Origin of the sequence: Neisseria sp. P0020.S005 (assembly GCF_051957055.1) — a bacterium.
Taxonomy (GTDB): Bacteria; Pseudomonadota; Gammaproteobacteria; order Burkholderiales; family Neisseriaceae; genus Neisseria; species Neisseria subflava_A.
Map to the genome: position 1 here is coordinate 57,848 of NZ_JBQCWV010000003.1, position 25,152 is coordinate 82,999.

The window sequence follows — 25,152 nt, forward strand, 5'->3', positions numbered from 1 at the left end:
GGTAGAAATATTGAGGCTCGATTGGAGAAAAAGAAAACTCTCCAAAAAAGGCTTGATAATGTTGGCGATATGGTTTGCCATCATTGTTGCACTGATTGTGTATATGGTCATTCCTAAGTGAACATTTTATTCTGATAATGTATCTGTTAAAAGGCCGTCTGAAACTTTTTGGGTTTCAGACGGCCTTTGATTTGAAAACCTAGCGCGGTTTGAGCCACTTCCATTGTTCTTGTATGGTTTTTTGAAGGGCTTTTTGTTTTTCTGCAGGTGTGTTCATGCCATTGGTCAAGCGGCTGTAATCAAGGGTAATGGAAGGGTTTTGTACAGTTCCGCCGATTTTGAGGGGAATCGGTTTGTTTTTGGGTTGCAGTACGTTGCTGATAAGCAGGTTTTCGGACAGCTTTTGGGTATTCAAATCGGTATAGCCGCTGCTGACAACGTGCAGGCTGTCGGAAAACAGTTCGGTGTTGATATGATGGCTGATGCCTTTCTCGATTTCGCTATTGAGAATGAAATGATGGAAAGGGGTTTTGAGGTTGCTGTTGTCGATTTTTTCCGAAGAGATGCCGTTTTTCAGAATGCTGTCCATATCAATGCCGTGCCATGCACCGTTGGTGATATCGAGGAGCAGGCTGCCGTTTAGGGCTTGTATCATTTGGGCGCGGTCGTTGCCGGTGGTTTTAATGTCGATAACGGCGTCGCCGCTGCCGCTGAAGCTGTGGAAACCGAACAAGTCTTGCAGCAGCGGCTGAATTTGTATGCCTTTTGCGTTTTGCTGAAGGTGGTAGGAGGCAGGTTGGGTCGCCGCAATACTCAGGCCGCCTTCGGTTTTGCCACCATAAAGCCCGGCTTTGAAACGGTGCAGGGCGATATGTTCTTTATCTGCGGTAAGCAGGGATTCGATGTTTTCTAATTGCAGGCCGGCAGTTTGAATGCTGCCGATTTGGAGGTTGGCCTCAATGTCAGGCAACCATGATTTAGCCAGCAGGGAAGGAAGATTCAGTGATGGCTGGGTTTTCAGGTCTTCCAAGTAAGGGGTCAGATTGAGTTTTTGTAAGGCGATACCGGCGTCAAGGTGCGGGCGCGGTTGGGTATCGCGTTGGTATTTAAAGGCCAAGGCGAGGGCTTGTCTATCAAATGCGCCTTTCAGACGGCCTTCCCATGTATTGAGGCTGAAATTGGCCTGTCCTTCAAGTGTACTGATGAATCGGGGGCGGGGAAGGCGGTTGATGGTGTCTTGCAGGGTGCTGAGGTGCAGTTTGGGCGCATCGATGCCTTTGCCTTTTTGCCAAACCAAAGGGCTAGAAAAGGTAAAGTTGGTTTGGAGGCGGTCGTTTTTATGGCTGCCTTTGAGTTCAAAATTGGCGGCAGTCAAAACGGTTGGATAGAGGTTGGTTTTGTCCAGTTTGAATGAACCGTCCCATTGGTTGTTTTCACTGCCGGCGGTCAATGCGCCGTTGAGTGTGTTGAGGTGCAAATAGCCATTTTTGAATTGCAAGAGGGGCGAACGTGCATTGATATGCAAGTTTTGATAGTCGCTTTCGGCTTGCAGATTGAAGTCGCGGAGTAGGACGGTTTGGTTTTGCCAATTAAGGCTGCCTGCGATTTGGGCATCCAGCTTGTTTTTGAGTAATACGGTTTGCAGGTTTAATTTGAGGGCGGGAACGCTCCAGCCGGCATCATCTTGTACAAGATGGCCGGCGCCTTGCCAACTGATGGGGTTGCCTATGTTTTGCAGTGTGCCGCTGATATCGAATGGACGGCCGTCTGAATCGGCTCTGCGCAGGGAAAATTGCAGATCGTTTAAGGCAACATCCTGCTCTTTATTGTGATAGCGGATGCTGCCGCTATTGATGACGACGCGGTTGAGCTGGAAGCTTTCTTTTGATGCATGGTTTTGTTGCAGGCAGGCAGGCAGGTGGTTTTTGGGACCCAGCGTCAGCGACGGATTGGAAAGAATCCATTTTTCAATAACGGGGGCGTCTGACCATAGGCTGCTCCAGCCAAAGCCCATTTTGGACTCGGCAATGTTCAGCGTCGGCATGTCTGGCTCGGAAGATGAAAGGCTGAGGTCTTTTAAAATAAGCGTAGGGCGCGGCAGCCATTTTCTGCTGATATTGGCATTGTATTTGACTTGGCAGCCATGGGCGGAAAAGTTTTTCTGTATGAATACGTCGATGTTTTCTGTATTGAATATGCGGAACATTAAGGCACTCAATACCGCCGCGAGGCATAAAAGCACGGCAATGCTGAAAACCAGGGTTTTCAGCCAAAATTTTCCTGAGTGCAACATGGAATGAACAGACAATTCAGATTCTCGCTTTGATGGGAGCTTTAAGGAGTGATTGGAAGTTTAAGCCTTGCTGCTTAAGCGTGTGGAAGTATAACACAGAGCGTGGGCCTGTGTTTCAGACGGCATCGGTATGTTAATAAAAAACACCGCCCGAAGGCGGTGTTGATTTAAGCATAAATTATTTACGCAGACCCAGGCGGGTAATCAGTGTACGGTAAGTATCAGGCTGAGTACGACGCAGGTAAGACAACAGACGACGACGTTGGCTAACCATTTTCAACAGGCCGCGACGGCTGTGGTGGTCTTTAGGGTTGGCTTTGAAGTGAGGAGTCAGGTCGTTGATGCGGAAAGTCAACAGAGCGACTTGTACTTCAGAAGAGCCGGTATCGCCTTCTTTGCGTTGGAAATCTTTAACAATTTGTGCTTTTTGTTCTACGGTCAATGCCATGATGGATAACTCCGAAAATAAAAGAACCTTTTCAGGTTCGGACAAGTTTGCCAAGCCGAACGACCTAAGCAAACTCCTAAGTGCCTTTTTATAAGGACGGGCGGATTATGCCACAATTTGTCTTGGTATGCCACATCTTTTCAGACGGCCAAAAAAAGCGGCGATACCTTTCAGTACCGCCAAAGCTGCTTTGGTGATAAAAACTAAACTTTATTTGCTCGCACAGCGGAAGCCCAAGTTATTTAAAACATATTTGGACTGCAGGCTGGTGCGGATGCCGTAGCGTAAGAATGCCGCATAGTTGGACGGATCGCTTGAGCCTACGGATGCGCCGCTACAGAACATTTGTGTGTTGGACGAGCCGGCAGAGAGTTGGCTGCTGTTGAAGTCTTCAGTCCATTCCCAAATCAGGCCGTGCATATCATATACGCCCCAGTAGTTGGGTTTGTTTTTACCGATGTCATGCAGGCCGTTGCGGCCGCCGTCTGCATACCAATCCAAGATGGTGCGGTTATAGCCAGGCTCGGCAGAGCCGTCTTTTTGAGTGGCAGAAGCCAAGCCTGCAAATTCCCACTCGTCAATAGTCGGCAGACGTTTGCCTTTGGAGACGCAGTAAGCATTTGCGGCAAACCACGAAACATTGGTTACCGGATGTTTGAGTTCGCTGGCTTTAGGCGCAAAACTGTTGCTGCCATTTTTTACCCAATGTTTCAGGTAAGCTTTTTCAGCATGTTTGGAATTGATTTTTCCTTTTTGCCATTGCGGATGTGTGTTCACAAATTCGGCAAATTCGGCATTGGTTACCGGATATTTGTCAAGCTGGAAAGGTTTGACTTTAATAAGGGAAGTTTCTTTTTTGAGATAGAGAGGACGGTAGCTGCCTCCTTCGATTTTTACCATTTCGGCAGCAAATGTATTGCCGCAGATTAAGGCACTGCCTAAGAGGAGGAGTCGTATGAGTTTCATGGTACGCCCTTATTATCGATTGAAACAGGAAATTTATTTTTCAGATAGCCTAATCATAACAAGGCCGTCTGAAAAATCAATCTGTCTGATTTGAACAGGAAGATTAATCGTGATGGAAGCCACTGCGGCTCTAAAGAGTAGGGCAGCAGTGGCTTGGCGTATTAAACCGAGAGATTATTTAGCGGCTTCAGAAGCACCAGACGCAGCTGCTGGAGCAGAAGCGGCAGCACCGGCAGGTTGGTAAACGGTGTCGCTCAGTTTTTTGGTCATGATTTCAGGGTTTTCATCACCCTCAACTTTTAATTGACCCAAAGCACCTTTGTTGAACGCACGGAAGATAGAGTGGTCAACCAAAGTGTAGCTGCCTGGAATGTCGACTTTGAATTCAACGATAGCGGCACCACCGGCAGGAACAATTGTGCTTTGTACGTTTTCGTTAATCAGTTTACCACCTTCAACATATACTTTGTCGAAGATTTCGCCGATAACGTGGAAAGAAGATACCAAGTTAGGACCACCGTTACCAACGTACATACGAACAGTTTCACCAGCTTTAGCTTTCAGAGCGTTGTCGCCGGCGATAGAGCCTACGTGACCGTTGAATACAACGTATTCAGGTTGTTCAGCAATCGCTTTATCCATATCGAAAGGTTGCAGGCCTTGAGCACCTTTTTTACCTTTAGTATAGAAGTCACCTTGTACGATGTAGAACTCTTTGTCCACTTTAGGCAGACCTTCTTTAGGTTCAACCAAGATCAAACCGTACATACCGTTGGCGATGTGCATACCTACAGGAGCAACGGCACAGTGGTAGATGTACAAACCAGCTTGCAGTGCTTTGAAGCTGAAGGTAGAAGTGTGGCCTGGGGCAGTAAAGGTAGCTTCTGCACCACCGCCTTGACCGGTAGCAGCGTGGAAGTCAACGTTATGAGGAACGGTAGAAGAAGGATTGTTAGAGAATTCTACTTCTACGGTATCGCCTTCGCGTACACGGATCATTTGGCCCGGAACGTCGCCGTTGAATGTCCAGTAATGGTATTCAACACCGTCTTCCATGGTCATGGTTTTTTCGATGGTTTCCATTTTAACGCGTACTTTAGCCGGATGATCGCGATCAGTTGGAGGTGGAACTTCCGGAGCGTGAGTTACGATAGCATCGATTACAGGCAGTTCTGAAGAAGGAGTCTCTGCAGCAGCTTGTGAGTTGGAAGCGGCAGGAGCTTCAGCAGAAGCGGTAGCAGCTGGAGTTTCAGCAGGTTTAGCAGCTTGCTCGCCGCATGCGGCCAGTGCAAATACAGAAGCGATAAGTGCGGCTAAGGTTTGGCGTTTCATGTTTAAAGTTTCCTTATAGTAAGAAAAGTTAAGAATCCTGATAGGATGGTTCGAAGTTTTGTATGATTATGTAGGCGCTTGTTTGGTCATATTTTGATGTAAATCAAATTGTTCAGGGAATATGAATCTTTTAATCCCTAAATACTCCTTTAGAAGTATAAAAAAATACATCGAAAAGTTTAATTTTGTGTGAAAATGTTAGCGAGAACTTAACACAAAATACGATAAAGGAGGGTCTGTATAGGCAAATGGGAATCAATATCATATAAGTTAATGGTTTTAAAGGAATATTATTGACAAAATATTTCTTTACTTATTAAACCGTGATACAATCTTTAACATTCATATTTGATGAATTAATACCCAACCACTTTTTACCAAAATCAAGGAGTACTTAAAATGGGACAGTACAAGAAGCTTTGGTACTTGCTGTTTGCCGTGCTGGCAGTATGCTTTACCATTCTTGGTTATATGGGTAGCGAAGTCTATAAAAAGGCTCCGCCATACCCTGAACAAGTCGTTTCTGCATCCGGCAAAGTCCTGATGACCAAAGACGATATTTTGGCAGGTCAATCTGCATGGCAAACTACCGGCGGTATGGAAGTTGGCTCTGTATTGGGTCACGGTGCATACCAAGCTCCGGACTGGACTGCCGACTGGCTGCACCGCGAGCTGGTTGCATGGTTGGATCTGACTGCGCAAGAAACTTACGGCAAAAAATTTGACGAAGTTTCTCCTGAGGAACAAGCTGTTCTGAAAACCCGTTTGGCTGACGAATACCGCAACCAAAGCCGTATTAAGGAAGACGGTTCTGTCGTTATCAGCGATACCCGCGTGAAAGCGATCGAAAGTATTCTGCCTTACTACCACGGTGTGTACAGCGACGATCCTAAGTTCCAAACCACTCGCGAACACTTTGCAATGAAAAACAACACATTGCCAAGCCAAGAAGCGCGTGAAAAACTGTTCAATTTCTTCTTCTGGACTTCTTGGTCTGCTTCGGCCAACCGTCCTGACGAGAACTTCACTTACACCAACAACTGGCCGCACGAGCCTTTGATCAACAACGTACCGACTACTGAAAACTACATGTGGTCTTTCACCAGCGTGGTATTGTTGCTGATGGGTATCGGCTTGCTGATGTGGGGTTACTCTTTCTTGACCAAACATGAAGAGGTTGAAGTACCTACTGAGGATCCTATTTCCAAAGTACAACTGACTCCTTCTCAAAAAGCGTTGGGCAAATATGTATTCCTGACTGTTGCGCTGTTTGTCGTACAAGTACTGTTGGGTGGTTTGACCGCTCACTATACTGTCGAAGGTCAAGGCTTCTACGGTATCGATACTGCACTGGGCTTTGAAATGGCCGACTGGTTCCCATATGCATTGACCCGTACTTGGCACATCCAATCCGCTATTTTCTGGATTGCAACCGGCTTCCTGACAGCAGGTCTGTTCTTGGCTCCGATTGTGAACGGCGGTAAAGATCCTAAATTCCAACGTGCCGGTGTGAACTTCCTGTACATCGCCCTGTTCATCGTAGTCGGTGGTTCTTACGCAGGTAACTTCTTTGCTTTGACTCATATCATTCCACCTGAGCTGAACTTCTGGTTCGGTCACCAAGGTTACGAATACTTGGATTTGGGTCGCTTCTGGCAACTTCTGCTGATGGTCGGCTTGCTGTTGTGGCTGTTCCTGATGTTGCGTTGTACTATCTCTGCCTTTAAAGAAAAAGGTACAGACAAAAACCTGTTGGCTATCTTCGTAGCTTCTATGGTTGGTGTGGGTGTGTTCTACGCTCCTGGCCTGTTCTACGGTGAAAAATCTCCAATCGCTGTGATGGAATACTGGCGTTGGTGGGTGGTGCACCTGTGGGTAGAAGGCTTCTTCGAAGTGTTCGCTACTGCTGCCTTCGCATTCATCTTCTACAACATGGGCTTTGTCCGCCGTAGTACTGCTACTGCTTCTACTCTGGCCGCTGCCGCCATCTTCATGTTGGGCGGTATTCCAGGTACATTGCACCACTTGTACTTCTCCGGCTCTACCTCTGCTTCTATGGCAATCGGTGCATGTTTCTCCGCTTTGGAAGTTGTACCTTTGATTCTGCTGGGCCGTGAAGCTTACGAGCACTGGTCTTACCAACACCTGTCCGACTGGGCGAAACGTCTGCGTTGGCCTCTGATGTGCTTCGTAGCAGTTGCCTTCTGGAACATGATTGGTGCCGGCGTATTCGGCTTCCTGATTAACCCACCGATTTCCCTGTTCTACATCCAAGGTCTGAACACTACTGCAGTTCACGCTCACGCGGCTCTGTTCGGTGTATATGGTTTCTTGGCTCTGGGTTTTGTATTGCTGGTTGCACGCTACCTGAAACCTAATGTTCAATTTGATGACAAACTGATGACTTGGGGCTTCTGGCTGCTGAACGGCGGTCTGGTCGGTATGATTGCCATCAGCCTGTTGCCGGTCGGCGTGATCCAAGCTTACGCTTCTATCACTCATGGTCTGTGGTATGCACGTAGCGAAGAATTCCTGCAAATGGAAATCCTGGATACCCTGCGTTGGGTTCGTACCGCTGCTGACTTGATCTTCATCGGTGGTGCTGTCTGCGTTGCTATCCAAGCTACCAAAATCGTATTCAGCCGCGATAAATAATCTTAAGCTAAATTAAATCGAAGGCCGTCTGAAAAGTTTTCAGACGGCCTTTCTGTTATAATTTCAACATTCTTAAATTGACAAGACAAAATATTATGTTCAACCAAGCTGCTCAAGAGCTGACCACTGTTCGCGATTTGTTGCGTTTCGCAGTCAGCCGTTTTAATGATGCCGGACTGTTTTTCGGACACGGAAGTGATAATGCCCATGACGAGGCAGCCTATCTGATTTTGCATACTTTGAACCTGCCTTTGGATATGTTGGAGCCTTATTTGGATGCCAAATTGTTGCAAAGTGAGAAGGAGGAAGTGCTGTCGATTATCGAACGTCGCGCAGTTGAGCATATTCCTGCCGCGTATCTGACGCATCAGGCATGGCAGGGTGAGTTTGATTTTTATGTCGATGAGCGCGTTATTGTGCCTCGTTCTTTCATTTACGAATTACTGGGCGACGGTATCCGTCCTTGGATTGAACATGATGAGTTGGTGCATCGAGCTTTGGATTTGTGTACCGGTAGCGGCTGTTTGGCCATTCAAATGGCGCATCACTATCCCGATGCACAAATCGATGCCGTTGATTTGAGCTTGGATGCGCTGGAAGTGGCCGCCATCAATATCGAAGATTATGGTTTGGAAGACCGTATCAGCTTGGTGCATACCGATTTGTTTGAAGGTTTGGATGAAACCTATGATTTAATTGTTTCCAATCCGCCTTATGTCGATGCGGAATCTGTGGAAGCGTTGCCTGATGAATACCTGTACGAGCCGGAATTGGCTTTGGGCAGTGGTGAAGATGGTTTGGATGCTACACGTCAAATCATTCTGCAAGCGGCGAAGTATCTGAATCCGAAAGGTGTATTGTTGGTTGAAATCGGTCACAACCGTGAGGTATTGGAAGCGGCTTATCCCGAATTACCGTTTACTTGGTTGGAAACCAGCGGTGGCGATGGGTTTGTATTCCTGTTGACCCGCGAGCAATTATTGGGTGAAGAGTAGTTTATTTTGATATAAATAAAACAAAGGCCGTCTGAAAAAGTTTCAGACGGCCTTTGTTTTATAAAATTTTTAATATTTTAAGAAAATACAAATGCCTATGGTATGCCGAATATGAAATCCAAGCAGGCTTTGAAACTATGGCTTATAATATTTGTCATAGTTTCTAATGTCAGTAGATTTTTATTACTGACTTTTTGTAGAACATATACTGCCAAACTCCATATTATGAATAATTATTTAAAATCAGGCCTGTTGGCTACTGCCTTGTTCAGTATGCCCGTTGCCGCCTTTGCCCAGCAACATACCGTTTATTTCAATCAAAACGGTAAACTGACGGCGACCATGCCTTCGGTTGCTTACGTCCGCCAATACAAGATTGAGGCAGGCAAGGCGCAGGTGCAGGATTTTTACTATCCATCGATGAAAAAATATTCTGATCCTTATGAAGTACCTGCCGGTCAGATTAAGGTTTTTGTGCCGGCGTTGGATAATGGTACGTTAACCCTGTGGCATTTCAACGGTCAGAAAAAGATGGTTGGCAGCTATCGTAACGGCAAACCGCATGGCGAATGGGTCAACTGGTATCCAAACGGCAAAAAATCTGCGGTGATGCCCTATCAAAATGGACTGAGTGAGGGTGTGGGTTCCCGCTATTACCGAAATGGTGTGAAAGAAAGCGAAATTCAGTTTAAGCACGATAAAGCCAATGGTCATTGGAAACAATGGTATTCAGACGGCAGCCCGAAAACCGAAATGATGATGAGCAATGACAAACCAACGGAGATCATAAGTTGGGATGAAAATGGCCGCATCGTGTCTGAATTGAGTATTCGCAATGGTAAACGCAGTGGCATTATTTTGGATTGGTATGATGATGGTGCGAAGAAATCTGAGCTAGTTTATAAAGACGACCAGTTGGTGAAAAAAACTTTTTGGGATACGGACGGATACGTCCTCGAATAATTTTGATTATAAAAAACCGCAGGCTGATTAGCTTGCGGTTTTTTTATATTACATGCAGCCTTTGTTTTGGCATAGGGTAAATAACGGAGCGCCGCTTTCGCGGATTTTTTTGCCGCCGTCCAAGTCGGTAAACTCCAAAATGGCAGCCGCTTCGATTACTTCGCCGCCAAGTTTGCGGATCAGCTCGACACCTGCCAGCATTGTGCCGCCGGTTGCCACTAAATCATCTACCAACAAAACGCGTGCGCCCGGCTTGATGGCATCGGTATGGATTTCTACCGTTGCTTCGCCATATTCCAAAGCGTAACTTTGAGAAACCGTATCAAACGGCAGTTTGCCTTTTTTGCGGATGGGGACAAAGCCGACGTTCAGCTGATAGGCCAAAGCTGCGCCAATGATGAAGCCGCGCGCATCCAAGCCCGCAACGATATCAACTTTCTGCCCCATATAGCGGTAAACCAGTAAATCAACCAGTAGGCGGAAATATTCCGCGCTTTGCAAGACGGGAGTAATGTCATGAAACAAAATCCCTTTTTGCGGCCAGTTTTCAATTTTACGGATTTTGTCCGCCAAAGCTTCTACGCCCATTACTTCAGGATGAATCAACATCTCGACATTCCGAAATCAAAAAGTTTTTAACGCGATATTGTAACGGTCATATGCGGACTTGCCAAATTAATCGATACAATAGCCAAATTTTGCAACATGCCGTCTGAAATTCCGAGAAACATTGTGTTGTGTTATAATTTACAGGTACATACCATCGGCTGAACAACCATGCAAAATCATAAAAAAGGCAATATTTACATCATTTCTGCCGCTTCCGGCACAGGTAAAACGACCTTGGTGTCACGCCTGTTGAAAAATCATGACGACATCCGTGTTTCCATTTCTCATACCACGCGCCAGCCACGTGAGGGTGAGACACATGGTGTGCATTACCACTTTGTTCCCAAAGAAGAATTTGAATCACTGATTGAGCAAAGAGCCTTTTTGGAACACGCCAATGTGTTCGGCAACTATTACGGCACCAGCATTGCCGGCGTGAATTCGTTGAGCGAAGAGGGCTATGACGTAATTTTGGAAATTGATGTGCAAGGTGCGGCGCAAGTGCGTAAATCGTTGCCTGAAGCCAGCAGTATTTTTATCCTGCCACCTTCCTTTGAAGTATTGGCGCAACGTTTGATCGGCCGTGGTACAGACAGCGAAGAAGTTATTCAAACACGCCTTTCAAAAGCCCGTCATGAGATTGAGCAATCCGTTTTGTTCGATTACGTTGTCGTGAATGACGATTTGGATCGTGCCGAAGCCGATTTGTTCCACATTATTAAAGCAGGCCGTCTGAAAAAATCCTCTCAACAGGGATTTATTTCAAACCTGTTGGAAAATTCGTAAAAAACAGCGAAAATAACCGTTTATTTGAAACATAGAAAGAAAGCAAGCAAACATGGCCCGTATTACTACTGAAGATTGCACAGGTAAAATCCCTAACCACTTCGACCTTACCCTCGTTGCCGCTCGTCGCGCACGCCAGCTCGAAAACGGCAATACGCCTTTGGTTGATGATATCCGCAACAACAAACCAACCGTAACCGCCCTGCGCGAAATCGCAGCCGGACAAATCGGAACCGAGCTGCTGACCCGCAATAAATAAACCAACCGGCAAACCGATAAAACCGCCGCGCGGACTGTATCGGTGCAATATAACAACCGATACAGTCTGACGGCTTAAAAATAGCCATAAAAGGCCGTCTGAAAATGCCAGCTCCACTGCCTACCGCCCCTTATGATCCGTTGACAGCAGAAGCGCGCGAGCTTCTGTTTCGCACCGCATCCTATCTCAATACCAATGAGCAGGCCGAGCTTGAAAGAGCCGTTGCCTACGCTTTCCACGCCCATGACGGACAAACCCGTAAAAGCGGCGAACCCTACATCACCCATCCCCTTGCCGTTGCCACGCAGCTTGCGATTTGGCACATGGATGTTCAAGGCCTCTGTGCGGGCGTTATGCACGATGTATTGGAAGATACGGGTGTAACCAAAGTCGAAATGGCGGCAGAATTCGGCGATACCATTGCTGAAATGGTAGACGGCCTCTCCAAGCTGGAAAAACTCAAATTTGAAGATCATGCCGAGCATCAGGCGGAAAGTTTCCGCAAGCTTATCCTCGCCATGACTAAAGACGTGCGCGTTATCGTCGTCAAACTTGCAGACCGATTGCACAATATGCGCACCCTTGGCTCTATGCGTCCGGAAAAACGCCGCCGCATCGCCAAAGAAACCCTCGAAATCTATGCTCAAATCGCCAACCGCATTGGCCTTAACAATGCTTATCAAGAGCTTCAAGACTTATCGTTCCAAAACCTCCACCCAAGACGCTACGAAACCCTGAAAAAAGCCATGGACAACAGCCGCAAAAATCGCCGCGATGTTGTCGGCAAAGTGTTGCGTGCATTCGGTCAACGTTTGGTCGGTGTCAATATTGAAGCCAAAATCAAAGGCCGCGAGAAAAACTTGTACAGCATCCATCAAAAAATGCTGGCTAAAAAGCTGCGTTTTGCCGAAGTAATGGATATCTACGGCTTTCGGGTCATTGTAAACAATATTCCTGCCTGTTATGCCGCGTTGGGTGCATTGCATAATTTATACCACCCCAAGCCCGGCCGTTTCAAAGACTATATCGCCATTCCGAAAATTAACGGCTACCAAAGTTTGCACACGACTTTGGTCGGCCCTTATGGTTTGCCGATCGAAGTGCAAATCCGTACGCGTGAAATGGATGCAGTGGCTGAGGGCGGTATTGCCGGTCATTGGATTTATAAATCCGGTGAAAACACTCCGGACCAAGCCGTCCTCCATATGAACCGATGGATGAAAAATATTCTTGACCTGCAGGCCAGCAGCTCAAATGCCATCGAGTTTCTGGAGCATGTCAAAGTCGATTTGTTCCCCAACGAAGTCTATATCGTTACCCCGAAAGGCGATATCCTTACCTTGCCTAAGGGTGCAACGCCGATTGACTTTGCCTATGCCGTGCATACCAACATCGGCCATAAAACCGTTGCCGCGCGTATCAATAACGTCATGATGCCGTTGCGTACCAAGCTGAAAACCGGTGATACGGTCGAAATCATTACTTCCGAACATGCCAAGCCTAATGTGGCATGGTTGAATTTTGCCGTTTCCAGCCGTGCGCGCAGTGCCATCCGCCAATACATTAAAAATCTGAATCGTCACGATGCCGTTGTTTTGGGTGAGAACCTGCTGCAAAAAGCTTTATCCAGCCTGTTGCCTAAAGATATCCTGCTTTCAGACGACCTCAAAGAAAAATACCTTGCCGATTTGAATACCAAACAAACTTCGTTTGAAGAGGTCCTCTACAATGTCGGTATGGGGCATACTTTGCCGGTACACGTTGCCATGCACATTGCCGAGTTGGCAGGCCAACATTTTGGCAGTGCGGTCAAACTCAGCCCGATCAAAGTCAACGATCAGGAAACCGGCCGGATTCATTTTGCCGAATGTTGCCATCCGATTCCAGGCGATGCGATCTGCGCCTTATTAGTTAAAGACAAGGGTATGATTATCCACCGTGATACCTGCCAAACTTTGGTTAAAGCCGATCCGGAAGAGCAACTTGATGCGGGCTGGGACAGTTTGCGCAATCAAACGTACCGCACCATCCTTAACGTCAAATCCGAAGATGCGCATGGTTTGTTGGCTTCAATGGCGCAAGCAATTTCCAATTCCGGTGCGGATATCGAATCTGTTGATACGCCGACCAAAGCGCAAGCAGGAACGGAAGGTTTTGTAGAATTTAAATTCACGATTAAAGTCAAAGATTTGGATCAGGTTAATCAGATTATTCATGCAATGCATGCCAATCCGAATATCCGCAAAGTAATCCGAGGATAATCTGTGATCAGCATGATAAGAAAAGGCCGTCTGAAAGTGTGTTCAGACGGCCTTTTGAGTATGTACAAACAAACTCTGTTAGTTTGTTTTGAAGAAAAATAATGCTTCAGGTTGGATTTAACTTAACCAAAAACGGAAAACCAAGAAGAAAACCAAGGCCAAAACGCCGGCCCAAACCAGCAACATGAATCCGGCTACTGCCTGACCCAAGCGGTAAACAGGATTTTTGCGTTCGTCTTCGAGTAGGGGATTAGGTGTATCGTGCGGTTTGTCGGACATGATGAAGCTCTGATTGAATTATTGAATAAAAGCGTAAGGGTACGCCGATAGAAGCAAAGATTCAAGTGGGAATGATTATTGATAGAAGTCTTCGTCTTCATTCCACGCGGTTTTTAAGGCCGTCTGAATGGTGTCGGCACCAAAGCCGCGATAGGCAAGGAAACGCGCTTGTTTTTGTTTTTCTTTAAAATCTTGGGCTTCTTGCTTGAATTTTTTACGCAAGACCGAAATGGCGGTTTGCAACTCGTCCTCCCTGTCGGGTAGGAACTCCCGACAGTCGTCTGCATCGATACCTTGTTGCGCCAAGGCTTGCTTGAGGCGGAGCGTGCCGTAACGGTTGCTCTTACTGTGAATATAGGCTTCTGCGTAACGTTGGTCGGATTGCCAATTCCGTTCGGCAAATTCGTCCAAAACCTTTTCCAATTCTTCTTCGCTTTCAGCGTGCGGAGCCAGTTTGCGTTTCAAGCCGACACGGCTGACTTCCTGACGAGAAAGAATATCCAAGGCGCGGGCGCGTAAGGTTTTGGGAGGTTTCATGGGGATATGGAAGAGGAGGGAGTTTAACTACATTGAATTACATTTCAGACGGCCTGATTAGGTGAAAGCACCGAAAAGGCCGTCTGAAAATAAAGCCGAACTATTCTTCGTCTTTGTTCTTTTGTGGTTGTAGATTTTCGTAGATTTCAGGCAGGGCTCGAATCAACAAATCAGGTTTGGTCGCTTTGTCTTGAGAGAGTAAGGTCATGTCGCCGTAGCCGAATGTTACGCCGACACTGAAGCAACCGGCCGCTTTGGCGGCAATAATGTCATTTTTAGAATCGCCCACCATCAGCATATTGGCAACGTCGATGCCCAAAACTTCGGCCGCATGTTGAAGCGGCAATGGGCTGGGTTTTTTCTCAGTCAGGCTGTCGCCGCCGAGAACCAGGCTGAAATAGTCGTCGAGATTAAGTTGTTTCAGTAACTCAGCAGCCAGAATTTCATTTTTATTGGTAATGACAACCAATGGAATACCCAAGGACTTGAGCAGGCCGAGACCGGCTTCGGTTTCAGGGTAGGGGCGGGTAAAGTCGCTCAAATGCTCGCGATAATATTTCATAAAGAACACAAAGCCTTTTTCCCAGATTTCAGGATCGGCTTCTTTTTCACGATCATGGGTAATGACGCGATGAACCAACTTGCTGATGCCGTCGCCGACATAACTTTCAACCGTTTGGGTGGGCAAAACAGGTAAACCCAAGTGCGCACACATGGCTTGGGCTGCTGCGGCCAAATCGGGAACGGAATCACATAAGGTACCGTCCAAATCAAAGGCAACGGCTTGAACGTGTTCTAAAGCAGCAGTAGTCATTGAGTAGCTTTCTGTCATATTATTTAAGCGCTTATTTTAACATTGTTTGCCTGATTTGCCGATGTTTTGCTGATTCTTTAAAGGGATATTTGTTTAAATTGTTAACAATTTTTGCTGGTGTAAGGCTGTTAGCCTATTTGGAATATGGAAGGGATTTTGTCAACAAAAAGGGTAGTTTGGTAGGCATTAAAAAACAAAGGGTTTGTGTGTTTTTTTGAATGGTTTGATGAGCATTTATACTAGGCCGTCTGAAAATTTTTTGGTCGGCATGCCGATATTTTCAGACGGCCTCAAACTAAATTCATATATAAATGAATGGATTTGCTTTTTATCGACTACATGCTATTACATTTTTTCCTGTTTTTGTATATAGTAACAAGTATGGCTCTCGTCTAATCATGTGTATGAAAAGGAAAAATACATGTCCGCATCTGCTGTTAAAGAAACACTGAATCCGTTTGAAATTGCACAAAAACAAGTGAAAATTGCCTGCGATCGCCTGAATGCCGACCCAGCAGTATTTGAAATCTTGAAAAAGCCGCAACGTGTTTTGGAAGTCAACTTCCCTGTCAAACTCGACAACGGTACAGTAGAAAATTTCACCGGCTACCGTTCACAACACAATAATGCCGTCGGCCCTTACAAAGGCGGCGTGCGCTTCCATCCCAATGTAAATCTGGACGAAGTCAAAGCACTGTCTATTTGGATGACCATCAAATGCTGCGTGGCCGGTATTCCTTACGGCGGCGGTAAAGGCGGTATTACTTTGGATCCGCGTAACTATTCCGAAGCGGAATTGGAACGCATTGCTCGCGCTTATTCCGAAGCCATTTCTCCGCTGATCGGCGAGAAAATCGATATTCCTGCCCCTGATGTGAACACCAACGGCAAAATCATGTCTTGGATGGTTGATGCCTATGAAAACGTGGTGAAACATTCCGCACCGGGCGTATTTACCGGCAAACCGGTTGAGTTTGGCGGCTCCTTGGCGCGTACTGAGGCCACCGGTTACGGCGTAAACTTCGCCGCCGTCCAAGCTTTGGAAAAACTGGGCAAAGACGTGAAGGGTGCTACTTACGCCATTCAAGGTTTCGGTAATGTGGGCTACCACACCGGTTACTATGCACACAAAGCCGGTGCGAAAATCGTTGCCGTATCTACTGTTGACGTTGCCATTTACAACGAAAACGGCTTGGATATGGAAGCAATCATCAAAGAATTCCAAACCAAAGGTTTCATCACCAATGAAGCAGGCTACGGCAAAGAAATCAGCAATGCCGAACTTTTGGCTCTGGATGTGGACGTCCTCGCTCCTTGCGCACTGGAAAACCAACTGACTTCTGAAAATGCCGGTAAAGTCCGCGCGAAAATCGTGGTTGAAGGTGCAAACGGTCCGACTACTCCTGAAGCCGACGTTATCCTGCGTCAAAACGGCGTATTGGTTGTTCCTGATATTTTGGCAAACTGCGGCGGCGTGGTTGTATCCTATTTTGAATGGGTACAAAACCTGCAAGGCTACTACTGGGAGTTTGACGAAGTTCAAGAGAAAGAAACCGTTGTCCTGCGCCGTGCGTTCCGCGATATTTGGAACTTGGCTCAAGAATACGATGTTGACCTGCGTACCGCTTCTTACATGATGAGTATCCGTCGTGTTGAAAAGGCAATGAAACTGCGCGGCTGGTATTAATCGTTTGACCGATAGTTAAGAGTAGGCCGTCTGAAACTTGTTTTCAGACGGCCTTAATGTTTTTGATAAGAGCCTTTACAAATTTTAATCCACCTTGATTCCATTTCAATCAAACTCAGCTATAATCCCCTTTTTTGACCTTTCCGGAAAAGACATAATCATGAACAAAACTTTCAAATTCAGCGCATTGGCTTTGTCTGCTTTGTTGGCACTGACTGCTTGCAACCAAAAAGACACTGCCGCCAAAGATGCTCCTGCTGCTTCTGCAGCTTCAAATGCGACTGCAGATGCTTCCGCCATCGGTTCTACTGCCCAACAAGCCAGCTACGCAATGGGTGTGGACATCGGCCGTTCATTGAAACAAATGAAAGACCAAGGCACAGAAATCGATTTGAAAGTCTTCACCGAAGCCATGGAAGCCATGTTTGAAGGCAAAGAAGTTAAAATGACTGAAGCCCAAGCTCAGGAAGTGATGATGAAGTTCCTGCAAGAGCAACAAGAAAAAGCTACTGCCAAACGTGCTGAAGATGCCAAAGTAAACTTGGAAAAAGGCGAAGCGTTCTTGAAAGAAAACGCGACTAAAGAAGGCGTGAAAACCAGTGCTTCCGGTCTGCAATACAAAATCACCAAAGAAGGCGAAGGTAAAAAACCGACTAAAGACGACATGGTTACCGTTGAATACGAAGGCCGTCTGATTGATGGTACCGTATTTGACAGCAGCAAAGCCAACGGCGGCCCAGTAAGCTTCCCTGTAAGCCAAGTGATTCCAGGTTGGACTGAAGGTATCCAACTCTTGAAAGAAGGCGGCGAAGCAACATTCTACATCCCTGCCAAATTGGCTTACCGCGAAGTGGGTGCCGGTGATAAAATCGGCCCGAACGCTACTTTGGTATTTGACGTGAAACTGGTTAAAGTCGGCGCGCCTGATGCTGCTGCGCAACAACCTGTACAAGTTGACGTACAAAAAGTTCAATAATCCGAATCAAGGCTTACGCCCTTAAACAACGGATAAAAGGCCGTCTGAAAAAATTCCGTTTCAGACGGCCTTTGTTCCAAACAAACAAGGAATTATGATGAAAAATATCGTCATCCTTATTTCCGGACGCGGCAGCAATATGCAGGCGATTGTGAATGCCGATATTCCCAATGCCAACATTGCAGCCGTATTGAGTAACAACGAGACCGCAGCCGGATTAGAATGGGCGGCAGAGCGCGGTATTGCCACCGACAGTTTGAACCATAAAAACTTCGATTCGCGTCTGGCATTTGATCAGGCCATGATGGAGAAAATCGATGCCTATCAGCCAGATTTGGTTGTATTGGCGGGCTTTATGCGCATTTTGACTCCGGAATTTTGCGCGCATTATGAAAACCGCCTGATCAATATCCATCCGTCTATTCTGCCTTCTTTCACCGGTCTGCACACCCACGAACGCGCATTGGAAGCAGGTTGCCGAGTAGCTGGCTGCACCATCCATTTCGTAACGCCCGAGCTGGATTGCGGCCCGATTATTTCACAAGGCATTGTTCCTATTTTGGACGGTGATACTGCTGACGACGTTGCCGCACGCGTGCTGACGGTTGAACACCAGCTTTTCCCGCAAGCCGTTGCCGACTTTGTTGCAGGCCATCTGAAAATCGAAGGCAACCGCGTTTTGAATGCACAACGTAATGCCGCCGGTCAAAGCATGTTGGCTTAATTAAAACACTATACACACAAGGAAAACATCATGAATCCGATTAAAACAACCTTATTGACACTTTCCCTACTTACAGCCTCCATCGGTGCACAAGCCGCTGAATTGCCGCAATCTGCCGTTTTGCAATACTCAGGCAGCTACGGTATTCCTGCGACCATGACCTTCACACGCAGCGGCAACCAATACAAAATCGTCTCTACCATCAAAGTACCGCTTTACAATATCCGCTTTGAATCAGGCGGCAGCATCAACGGCACGACCCTGCATCCGTCTTACTACAAAGATGTACGCGGCGGTAAATTGTATGCCGAGGCCAAATTCTCCGGCGGCAACATCACTTACGGCAAAGCAGGTGATTTGAAAACCGAAAAATCCGGCCCGGCTATGGACTTGTTCACTTTGGCATGGCAACTGGCCGCCAATGACGTGCGCCTGCCGTCAGATTTGAAAATTACCAACGGTAAAAAACTTTATACCGTTGGCAGCATGAACAAAATCGGCAGCGAAAGCTATAAGCTGAACGGCGGTACAACGCCTGTGAGTAAATATCGCGTCCGTCGCGGCGACGATACCGTGACTTACTCGTTTGCTTCCGATATCGACAATATCCCTGCGCAAATCAGTTATACCGATGACGGCAAAACCTACAACTTGAAACTGACTTCCGTCAAAATTAACGGTAAAGTAGTGAAACCGTAATCTTTATTTGCTCAAACAAGAAGGCCGTCTGAAAAGTTTTCAGACGGCCTTTTATTTTTACAGCAACACAATATCGTATTGTTCCTGCGTGTAGGCGGTTTCGACTGCCAGCGAAATCGGTTTGCCGATAAAGTCTATCAACATCGCCAGCGATTGTGATTCTTCGTCTAGGAACAAGTCGATGACATTCGGAGCGGCCAAAATGCGGAAGGCTTGGACATCGTAGCGGCGCGCTTCGCGGACGATTTCGCGTTGGATTTCGTAGCACACGGTTTGCGGCGTTTTCAGACGGCCCCGGCCTTGGCAGGAAGGGCAGGGTTCGCAGAGGATTTGGCTTAAGTTTTCACGCGAGCGTTTACGGGTCAGTTCGACAAGGCCCAGACTGGTAAAGCCGTTGAGGGTGACGCGGGTGCGGTCGAAACTGAGGGCTTTGGCAAGCTCTTGCAGGACGGCTTCGCGGTGGACTTCCTGCGCCATATCGATGAAGTCGATGATGATGATGCCGCCGAGATTGCGCAGGCGAAGTTCGCGGGCGATGGTGTGGCAGGCTTCGAGGTTGGTGCGAAAGATGGTTTCATCAAAATTGCGCGCGCCGACAAAGCCGCCGGTGTTGACATCGATGGTGGTCATGGCTTCGGTGGACTCGATGATGAGGTAGCTGCCGAAGTTGAGGTTGACGCGCGGTTGGAGGGCGCGGGCGATTTCCTGCTCGATGTTGTGGGTTTCAAATAGAGGGCGTTCGCCTTTGAACAGCTCGATTCTGCCCAATGCACCTTGAACGTATTGTTCGGCAAACTGGGTCATGCGGCGGTGGTTTTCAGTCGAGTCGACCAGGATTTTGTGCGTATCGAGGCTGAACATATCGCGCAAAACGCGCAGGCTCAAAGGTAAATCTTGATACAGCAGGGTTTCGGGCGGCTGAATTTTCGCTTGTTTTTGAATGTGTTCCCACACTTTGGTCAGATAGTTGATGTCTGATTGCAGTTGGTCATCGGAGGCGTTTTCAGCGTTGGTGCGAATGATGTAGCCGTGGCAGGCGTTTTCGGGCAGCAGGTTGTTGAGGCGCTCCCTCAGGCTGTTGCGTTCGGCATCGTCTTCAATGCGTTGGGAAATGCCGATGTGGTCTTCTTGCGGAAGATGGACGAGGAAACGGCCGGCCAGTGAGATTTGGGTGGAAAGGCGCGCGCCTTTGGTGTTGATGGGGTCTTTAATGACCTGAACCAAGACAGACTGGCCTTCAAAGAGCATGTGTTCGATGCGTTGGGTTTCGTCCGGATTGCGGCGTTGTTCGAGGACGTCGACGATATGCAGAAACGCGGCGCGCTCCAAGCCGATATCGATGAACGCGCTTTGCATGCCGGGAAGGACGCGTTTGACGACGCCTAAATAAATATTGCCGACCAAGCTATGGCCGCTGTTGCGCTCGATGTGCAGCTCGCAGATATTGTTCTCTTCCAAAACAGCCACACGCGTTTCTTGCGGAGTGATGTTGACGAGGACGGTTTCGAACGGACGCACGGCGTCCTTGGGGATGGGAATTCCTGAAAGCATGGGGATACCTGATTTTGAATAGAAAAACTTTTGCGATGTGTTCTTCTCCAAAAAACAAATGGCAAAAGTCATTCTGCGAAAGCGCTTATCATACTTTAATTATGGTTTTTCCGCATCTGCACAAATGTTTATGGCCAAGAGGCCGTCTGAATGTTTTTTACAACCGTACGGCGGGAACACTTGTAAAATAGCACCTATGCCCATATAGTCATGAACATTGGTATTTTGGAAGAAATCATGCAAACCGTTACTGTTTATACCGGTCCGTATTGTCCGTACTGCACCATGGCGAAAAGGCTGTTGCAGGCGGTGGGTGTGAAAGAAATCAACGAAATCCGCATCGACGGCAATCCGGAAGTTTTTGCCGAAATGCAGCAGCTTTCCGGCCAGCGCAGCGTGCCGCAGATTTTTATCGGCGACACCCATGTCGGTGGCTTTACCGATTTGTACCGCTTGCAGCAGGAAGGCAAGTTGGACGAATTACTGAATCCTTAACCCTTAACTTAGGAAAATAAAATGAGCGAAGAATTGCAACCCGTATTCAGCGTTGAGCGTCTGTATGTAAAAGACTTGTCTTTGGAAGTGCCTCACGCACCACAAATCTTCTTGGAACAAGGCGAGCCTGAAGTGGATATGCGCGTTTCTACCGGCAACACTAAACTGGAAGACGGCTTCTACAGCGTTGACGTTACCGTGACCGTAACTGCCAAACTGAACGAAGAGCGCACCATGTTCTTGAACGAAGTTACCCAAAGCGGCATCTTCCGTCTGGAAAACATTCCTGAAGAAGACGTACAACTGCTGTTGGGCGTTGCTTGTCCAAACATCCTGTTCCCTTACGCACGCGAAGCCATTTCCAACAGCGTAACCCGCGCTGGCTTCCCACCTGTACTGCTTGCTCCGATCAACTTCGAAGCAATCTACCAAGAGCAACAGGGAGCTAACGCTTAATCGCGTTATACCTAAATTAAGGCCGTCTGAAACATTGTGTTCAGACGGCCTTTTTTTATTTGAAAATTAGGACATAAGAAAAATCTATAATAAAAAGTTCATATATTAATGTAATAAGTATATAATGATATTGTTTATCATTACGATAATATTTTTAATTTTTATAGGTTTATATACCATTTAAAATCAATGAATTAGAATTTTATCCAGTAAGTAGATTCTATTAATTAAGGAAATAGTTGTGAAACCTGATTTTCAAATGAAAACAATTTGTTTGTTATTGGTGCTGCCTTGCCAAACTGTTTTTGCAGATACAGGACATCAAGAAGTGGAACATGTAGACATGGATACGGTCAAGGTCAGTGGCAAACGGCAGGCACAAAGTAATACCGAGCGCAGTCAGTCTTATACAATCGGAACGATGGCAACGGCGACTGGCTTGCGTATTTCAGGCAAGGATACACCGCAGTCGGTGAGCGTAATGACGCGTCGGCAGCTAGATGATAAAGCAATATATTCTTTAGAAGATGCAATGAAAAATACTACGGGAATCAACGTGGTTCGCGATTCGGGCCTACAAACTCGTTTTTTGTCTCGTGGTTTCTATGTTGATCAGATTGGTGAAGATGGTATTACCACTAATGTGTCTGGACGTTCGGGCTATACGGCAAAAATCGATGTCTCACCCAGTACAGACCTTGCTGTTTATGATCACATTGAGGTTGTTAGAGGTGCAACCGGTCTTACTCAGTCCAATTCCGAACCGGGTGGAACCATTAATTTAATCCGTAAGCGGCCAACAGCTCTGTTTAAGCATACAGGTGAAATCAGCACTGACCATAGGGGCAGCAAGCGTTTGGCTTTGGATGTATCTGGAAGCTTGAATAATGAACATACGGTACGCGGTAGGCTGGTTGGTGTTCATGAGGACCACCGCTCTTTTAAAGAGGGTGTATGGAACAAGAAAGACATGCTTTATGGCGTGATTGATACGGATTTGAGTGATAACAGTATGCTGACTTTGGGTGGTACTTATCAGAAAAATAAAGATATTCCCGATTTTGCCGGCGTGATTTTACCTTGTGAGGATCAAAAAACTGCGGCCTTTAGCTCCAGTCCTGCCTGTAACAATCCTTTGAAATTGCAACGTAATACTTATTTGGGTGAAACCTCATGGTCACGCCTGAATGCTGATAAATACAATATTTTTTCCGGTTTCAAACATGTCTTTGACAATGGATGGCAACTCAATGCCGAAATTTCTTATACGCATAATGATTCAGATGCCAAAGTCGGACAATTTTTTCTGAAAAACGAACACGCGGCAGGTATTTCAGCATCTGCGGCAACGGGTTTCCTAACTGAAAAGGGAGAGGTTATCCCTTTTGAGCCTAAAGACAAGGCGTTGGCAAAATTAAAAGAATATCGTGATGGCGTCACTAAAACATATGAAGAGAAAAAAGCAGATTACGTTGCCCATCATTTCGATGCATCTGCTTTTGAACAATATCGCTCTCAAAGGGCGGCAGCACGTCGGGCAGGTTTTGATCAATGTATGCAGGACATTGGTTTGGATTTCCTGTGCAACGACTGGCAGGATCCGGGTGTAGAAGTAGATAAAAAAGAGTTTGTTGATAAGGAGCTTGCAAAGCAAGGCATTATTAACAATGCAGCAGGCCTGTTTCCCAACCGTCTATACGACTCAGCATACAATCTTCGCCACACATACAACCGCCGTTACAACTTCATGCCGTTGCACTATACCAAACACGATGTGCAATGGGGCTTTAAGCTGGATCTGACAGGTAACTACCGCCTGCTTGGACGTGAACATGATTTCTTTGTCGGCTATGCGTATAACAATGAAAAAATCCGTTCTGCTTATACAGAAATATATCAAAACCGTTATTTTGTCCGTCCTCAAGGTTATGCAGGTGCAGGCAGTTGTGGCATTCATCCCGATGGTCCGGAGCGTAATCCTTTAGAAAAAGGCATTGTCGAACCAGATTGGCATATTTATAACGAAAAAGGTAATAACAAAATCTATGTGCCGGAATGCAGTGGCGCGCATGTGACCAAATATACTCCCCGTTTGGATGCGGAGGGCAAGCCTGTCTGGACAGTCAACGACAATGGTGAGCGCGTAATGGTGCAAGATCCTGTTTACGAATTGGATGCAAATGGAAACAAAATACAGGAGCGGGATGAAGAGGGAAATTTGAAATGGGCAAACCAATATCTGAAAACGCCGCTGTGGAAAACTGTTCAGGTTGCAGATGATCATGTTCCGGCGTTATACAATTATTCGAAATATCTTAACACGAATAAAACACATTCTTTGACTTTCAGTACCCGCTTTAATGCAACCAACCGTCTGCATCTCTTGGGTGGTATGCACTATACGCGCTATGAAACCACACAAGCCAAAGAAATGCCTGTACGCTACGGCCAGCCTGCTACGGCATTTCAAACTGAGAGTAGTAACAAAATCGACAAAGAACACTACACCTCAAAAATGCAAAGTCATCGGTTTACGCCATATGCAGGCATTACCTACGACCTGACACCGCAACAAAGCTTGTATGCCAGCTATACTAAGATTTTTAAACAACAGGATAACGTTGATGTAACCAGCAAATCCGTTCTTCCACCACTCATCGGGACTAACTATGAAATAGGTTGGAAAGGGTCGTTCTTGCAAGGCCGTCTGAATGCTTCGCTTGCCTTATTTGTTTTACAGCAGAAAAACCGAACCGTTGTCGATTTCGGATTTGTTCCCGATACTAGTCGTAACGGAGGTTCATTCCAAACCATCGCTAAACCTGTGGGTAAGGTTAAGAGCAGCGGCGCAGAACTTGAATTGGCTGGCGAATTGTCGGAAAACTGGCGTATTTTTGTTGGCTACACATATAACAAAAGTAAGTATAAAAATGCTGCAGAAGTCAATGCGGAGCGGTTGGAGAAAAACACGACTGCCGATCCGTATAACTTCAGTAACTTCACGCCGGTACATATGTTCCGCCTCGGTACAAGCTACCGCTTGCCTCAAACTAAATTGACCTTGGGTGGCGGAATATCCGCGCAAAGTCGCACAAGTAGCCTTTACAATATTCGTCAAGGAGGCTACGGACTTATAGATGGCTTTGTTCAATATGACTTTCACAAACACGGCAGAATCAGCCTGATAGGAACGAACCTGGCTGACAGGACGTATTTTGAAAATAACTACAACCGTACGCGAGGTCAAAACAATTTCTATGGCGAACCGCGGACAGTTAAACTGAAATTGGATTGGCATTTCTAGAGAGAATGGATAATGATTGGGTATGTAAACATTATTGGCTAAATTCATAAAAGTATGGGTTGA

22 protein-coding genes are annotated in these 25,152 nt (G+C 46.6%); 13 read left to right on the forward strand and 9 right to left on the reverse strand.

The features are described 5' to 3' along the window. Positions 1–199: 199 nt before the first annotated feature. From ACTHTU_RS03530 to nirK, 4 genes are all read right to left on the reverse strand, one after another. Positions 200–2,293, reverse strand: a complete 2,094-nt coding sequence (locus tag ACTHTU_RS03530) for an AsmA family protein (protein ID WP_440361863.1) — start codon at positions 2,291–2,293, stop codon at positions 200–202. 178 nt (positions 2,294–2,471) lie between these two features. Then, positions 2,472–2,741, reverse strand: a complete 270-nt coding sequence (gene rpsO, locus ACTHTU_RS03535) for a 30S ribosomal protein S15 (protein ID WP_003679932.1) — start codon at positions 2,739–2,741, stop codon at positions 2,472–2,474. Between the two features lie 210 nt (positions 2,742–2,951). Continuing rightward, entirely contained in the window at positions 2,952–3,707 is a 756-nt protein-coding gene (locus tag ACTHTU_RS03540; protein ID WP_070461388.1) for a formylglycine-generating enzyme family protein, read from the reverse strand. A 174-nt stretch (positions 3,708–3,881) separates the two neighbouring features. Continuing rightward, complete coding sequence (gene nirK, locus ACTHTU_RS03545; protein ID WP_070584268.1) at positions 3,882–5,039, reverse strand: copper-containing nitrite reductase; 1,158 nt, start codon at positions 5,037–5,039, stop codon at positions 3,882–3,884. A 399-nt stretch (positions 5,040–5,438) separates the two neighbouring features. On the opposite strand from nirK, the gene ACTHTU_RS03550 reads away from it, so the two are divergent. The 3 genes from ACTHTU_RS03550 (at position 5,439) to ACTHTU_RS03560 (ending at position 9,652) form a co-directional block, all read left to right on the forward strand. Then, positions 5,439–7,694: a nitric-oxide reductase large subunit gene (locus ACTHTU_RS03550; protein WP_063067952.1), complete on the forward strand. Its 2,256-nt coding sequence runs from the start codon at positions 5,439–5,441 to the stop codon at positions 7,692–7,694. Positions 7,695–7,789: 95 nt separating this feature from the next. Next, on the forward strand, positions 7,790–8,689 hold the full coding sequence (gene prmB / locus ACTHTU_RS03555; RefSeq protein ID WP_440361776.1) for a 50S ribosomal protein L3 N(5)-glutamine methyltransferase: 900 nt from the start codon (positions 7,790–7,792) through the stop codon (positions 8,687–8,689). 225 nt (positions 8,690–8,914) lie between these two features. Further along, a complete protein-coding gene (locus ACTHTU_RS03560; protein WP_440361777.1) occupies positions 8,915–9,652 on the forward strand; it encodes a toxin-antitoxin system YwqK family antitoxin in 738 nt (245 codons plus the stop codon). Between the two features lie 48 nt (positions 9,653–9,700). On the opposite strand, the gene ACTHTU_RS03565 is transcribed toward ACTHTU_RS03560, so the two are convergent. Then, positions 9,701–10,261, reverse strand: a complete 561-nt coding sequence (locus ACTHTU_RS03565) for an adenine phosphoribosyltransferase (RefSeq protein ID WP_440361778.1) — start codon at positions 10,259–10,261, stop codon at positions 9,701–9,703. Positions 10,262–10,429: 168 nt separating this feature from the next. Here ACTHTU_RS03565 and gmk point away from each other — a divergent pair, with 168 nt between their 5' ends. The 3 genes from gmk to ACTHTU_RS03580 all read left to right on the forward strand — a co-directional run bounded on the left by gmk (position 10,430) and on the right by ACTHTU_RS03580 (position 13,567). Beyond that, positions 10,430–11,047, forward strand: a complete 618-nt coding sequence (gmk, locus tag ACTHTU_RS03570; protein WP_107723555.1) for a guanylate kinase — start codon at positions 10,430–10,432, stop codon at positions 11,045–11,047. Positions 11,048–11,099: 52 nt separating this feature from the next. Beyond that, complete coding sequence (gene rpoZ, locus ACTHTU_RS03575; protein ID WP_003682294.1) at positions 11,100–11,306, forward strand: DNA-directed RNA polymerase subunit omega; 207 nt, start codon at positions 11,100–11,102, stop codon at positions 11,304–11,306. A 104-nt stretch (positions 11,307–11,410) separates the two neighbouring features. After that, on the forward strand, positions 11,411–13,567 hold the full coding sequence (locus tag ACTHTU_RS03580; RefSeq protein ID WP_440361779.1) for a RelA/SpoT family protein: 2,157 nt from the start codon (positions 11,411–11,413) through the stop codon (positions 13,565–13,567). A gap of 117 nt (positions 13,568–13,684) precedes the next feature. Here ACTHTU_RS03580 and ACTHTU_RS03585 read toward each other — a convergent pair whose 3' ends face one another. The 3 genes from ACTHTU_RS03585 to ACTHTU_RS03595 form a co-directional block, all read right to left on the reverse strand. After that, on the reverse strand, positions 13,685–13,846 hold the full coding sequence (locus ACTHTU_RS03585) for a hypothetical protein (protein ID WP_039861975.1): 162 nt from the start codon (positions 13,844–13,846) through the stop codon (positions 13,685–13,687). Between the two features lie 75 nt (positions 13,847–13,921). Then, the gene (gene recX / locus ACTHTU_RS03590) at positions 13,922–14,383 is read right to left on the reverse strand and encodes a recombination regulator RecX (protein WP_300481999.1); all 462 of its coding nucleotides are present in this window, start codon (positions 14,381–14,383) and stop codon (positions 13,922–13,924) included. A gap of 100 nt (positions 14,384–14,483) precedes the next feature. Continuing rightward, positions 14,484–15,197 (reverse strand): phosphoglycolate phosphatase, encoded by a 714-nt coding sequence (locus ACTHTU_RS03595; RefSeq protein WP_440361780.1) that lies wholly within the window; start codon positions 15,195–15,197, stop codon positions 14,484–14,486. A gap of 421 nt (positions 15,198–15,618) precedes the next feature. On the opposite strand from ACTHTU_RS03595, the gene ACTHTU_RS03600 reads away from it, so the two are divergent. From ACTHTU_RS03600 to ACTHTU_RS03615, 4 genes are all read left to right on the forward strand, one after another. Continuing rightward, positions 15,619–16,884, forward strand: coding sequence for a Glu/Leu/Phe/Val family dehydrogenase (locus tag ACTHTU_RS03600; RefSeq protein ID WP_070504425.1), 1,266 nt, complete (start codon positions 15,619–15,621; stop codon positions 16,882–16,884). 160 nt (positions 16,885–17,044) lie between these two features. Next, the gene (locus tag ACTHTU_RS03605) at positions 17,045–17,860 is read left to right on the forward strand and encodes an FKBP-type peptidyl-prolyl cis-trans isomerase (protein WP_070607922.1); all 816 of its coding nucleotides are present in this window, start codon (positions 17,045–17,047) and stop codon (positions 17,858–17,860) included. A 97-nt stretch (positions 17,861–17,957) separates the two neighbouring features. After that, positions 17,958–18,584, forward strand: a complete 627-nt coding sequence (gene purN, locus ACTHTU_RS03610) for a phosphoribosylglycinamide formyltransferase (protein ID WP_070765108.1) — start codon at positions 17,958–17,960, stop codon at positions 18,582–18,584. A 30-nt stretch (positions 18,585–18,614) separates the two neighbouring features. Then, positions 18,615–19,283, forward strand: coding sequence for a DUF3108 domain-containing protein (locus tag ACTHTU_RS03615; RefSeq protein WP_440361781.1), 669 nt, complete (start codon positions 18,615–18,617; stop codon positions 19,281–19,283). 57 nt (positions 19,284–19,340) lie between these two features. Here ACTHTU_RS03615 and ACTHTU_RS03620 read toward each other — a convergent pair whose 3' ends face one another. Next, positions 19,341–20,834 (reverse strand): Rne/Rng family ribonuclease, encoded by a 1,494-nt coding sequence (locus ACTHTU_RS03620; RefSeq protein WP_440361782.1) that lies wholly within the window; start codon positions 20,832–20,834, stop codon positions 19,341–19,343. Between the two features lie 237 nt (positions 20,835–21,071). Between ACTHTU_RS03620 and grxC the strand changes: the two genes are divergently transcribed. The 3 genes from grxC to ACTHTU_RS03635 all read left to right on the forward strand — a co-directional run bounded on the left by grxC (position 21,072) and on the right by ACTHTU_RS03635 (position 25,089). Beyond that, a complete protein-coding gene (gene grxC / locus ACTHTU_RS03625) occupies positions 21,072–21,329 on the forward strand; it encodes a glutaredoxin 3 (RefSeq protein WP_003684090.1) in 258 nt (85 codons plus the stop codon). A gap of 21 nt (positions 21,330–21,350) precedes the next feature. After that, entirely contained in the window at positions 21,351–21,785 is a 435-nt protein-coding gene (gene secB / locus ACTHTU_RS03630; RefSeq protein WP_003682271.1) for a protein-export chaperone SecB, read from the forward strand. A 259-nt stretch (positions 21,786–22,044) separates the two neighbouring features. Continuing rightward, a complete protein-coding gene (locus ACTHTU_RS03635; protein WP_440361864.1) occupies positions 22,045–25,089 on the forward strand; it encodes a TonB-dependent siderophore receptor in 3,045 nt (1,014 codons plus the stop codon). Positions 25,090–25,152: the final 63 nt, after the last annotated feature.

Bases quoted from the DNA above. Each gene is read 5' to 3' on its own strand.
- recX (WP_300481999.1), bottom strand. From the start codon at position 14,383: ATGAAACCTCCCAAAACCTTACGCGCCCGCGCCTTGGATATTCTTTCT.
- ACTHTU_RS03635 (WP_440361864.1), top strand. From the start codon at position 22,045: ATGAAAACAATTTGTTTGTTATTGGTGCTGCCTTGCCAAACTGTTTTT.
- rpsO (WP_003679932.1), bottom strand. From the start codon at position 2,741: ATGGCATTGACCGTAGAACAAAAAGCACAAATTGTTAAAGATTTCCAA.
- prmB (WP_440361776.1), top strand. From the start codon at position 7,790: ATGTTCAACCAAGCTGCTCAAGAGCTGACCACTGTTCGCGATTTGTTG.
- ACTHTU_RS03540 (WP_070461388.1), bottom strand. From the start codon at position 3,707: ATGAAACTCATACGACTCCTCCTCTTAGGCAGTGCCTTAATCTGCGGC.
- secB (WP_003682271.1), top strand. From the start codon at position 21,351: ATGAGCGAAGAATTGCAACCCGTATTCAGCGTTGAGCGTCTGTATGTA.
- ACTHTU_RS03615 (WP_440361781.1), top strand. From the start codon at position 18,615: ATGAATCCGATTAAAACAACCTTATTGACACTTTCCCTACTTACAGCC.
- ACTHTU_RS03600 (WP_070504425.1), top strand. From the start codon at position 15,619: ATGTCCGCATCTGCTGTTAAAGAAACACTGAATCCGTTTGAAATTGCA.
- rpoZ (WP_003682294.1), top strand. From the start codon at position 11,100: ATGGCCCGTATTACTACTGAAGATTGCACAGGTAAAATCCCTAACCAC.
- ACTHTU_RS03550 (WP_063067952.1), top strand. From the start codon at position 5,439: ATGGGACAGTACAAGAAGCTTTGGTACTTGCTGTTTGCCGTGCTGGCA.
- ACTHTU_RS03560 (WP_440361777.1), top strand. From the start codon at position 8,915: ATGAATAATTATTTAAAATCAGGCCTGTTGGCTACTGCCTTGTTCAGT.
- ACTHTU_RS03585 (WP_039861975.1), bottom strand. From the start codon at position 13,846: ATGTCCGACAAACCGCACGATACACCTAATCCCCTACTCGAAGACGAA.
- ACTHTU_RS03605 (WP_070607922.1), top strand. From the start codon at position 17,045: ATGAACAAAACTTTCAAATTCAGCGCATTGGCTTTGTCTGCTTTGTTG.
- nirK (WP_070584268.1), bottom strand. From the start codon at position 5,039: ATGAAACGCCAAACCTTAGCCGCACTTATCGCTTCTGTATTTGCACTG.
- ACTHTU_RS03565 (WP_440361778.1), bottom strand. From the start codon at position 10,261: ATGTTGATTCATCCTGAAGTAATGGGCGTAGAAGCTTTGGCGGACAAA.
- ACTHTU_RS03580 (WP_440361779.1), top strand. From the start codon at position 11,411: ATGCCAGCTCCACTGCCTACCGCCCCTTATGATCCGTTGACAGCAGAA.
- gmk (WP_107723555.1), top strand. From the start codon at position 10,430: ATGCAAAATCATAAAAAAGGCAATATTTACATCATTTCTGCCGCTTCC.
- grxC (WP_003684090.1), top strand. From the start codon at position 21,072: ATGCAAACCGTTACTGTTTATACCGGTCCGTATTGTCCGTACTGCACC.
- ACTHTU_RS03530 (WP_440361863.1), bottom strand. From the start codon at position 2,293: ATGTTGCACTCAGGAAAATTTTGGCTGAAAACCCTGGTTTTCAGCATT.
- ACTHTU_RS03595 (WP_440361780.1), bottom strand. From the start codon at position 15,197: ATGACTACTGCTGCTTTAGAACACGTTCAAGCCGTTGCCTTTGATTTG.
- purN (WP_070765108.1), top strand. From the start codon at position 17,958: ATGAAAAATATCGTCATCCTTATTTCCGGACGCGGCAGCAATATGCAG.
- ACTHTU_RS03620 (WP_440361782.1), bottom strand. From the start codon at position 20,834: ATGCTTTCAGGAATTCCCATCCCCAAGGACGCCGTGCGTCCGTTCGAA.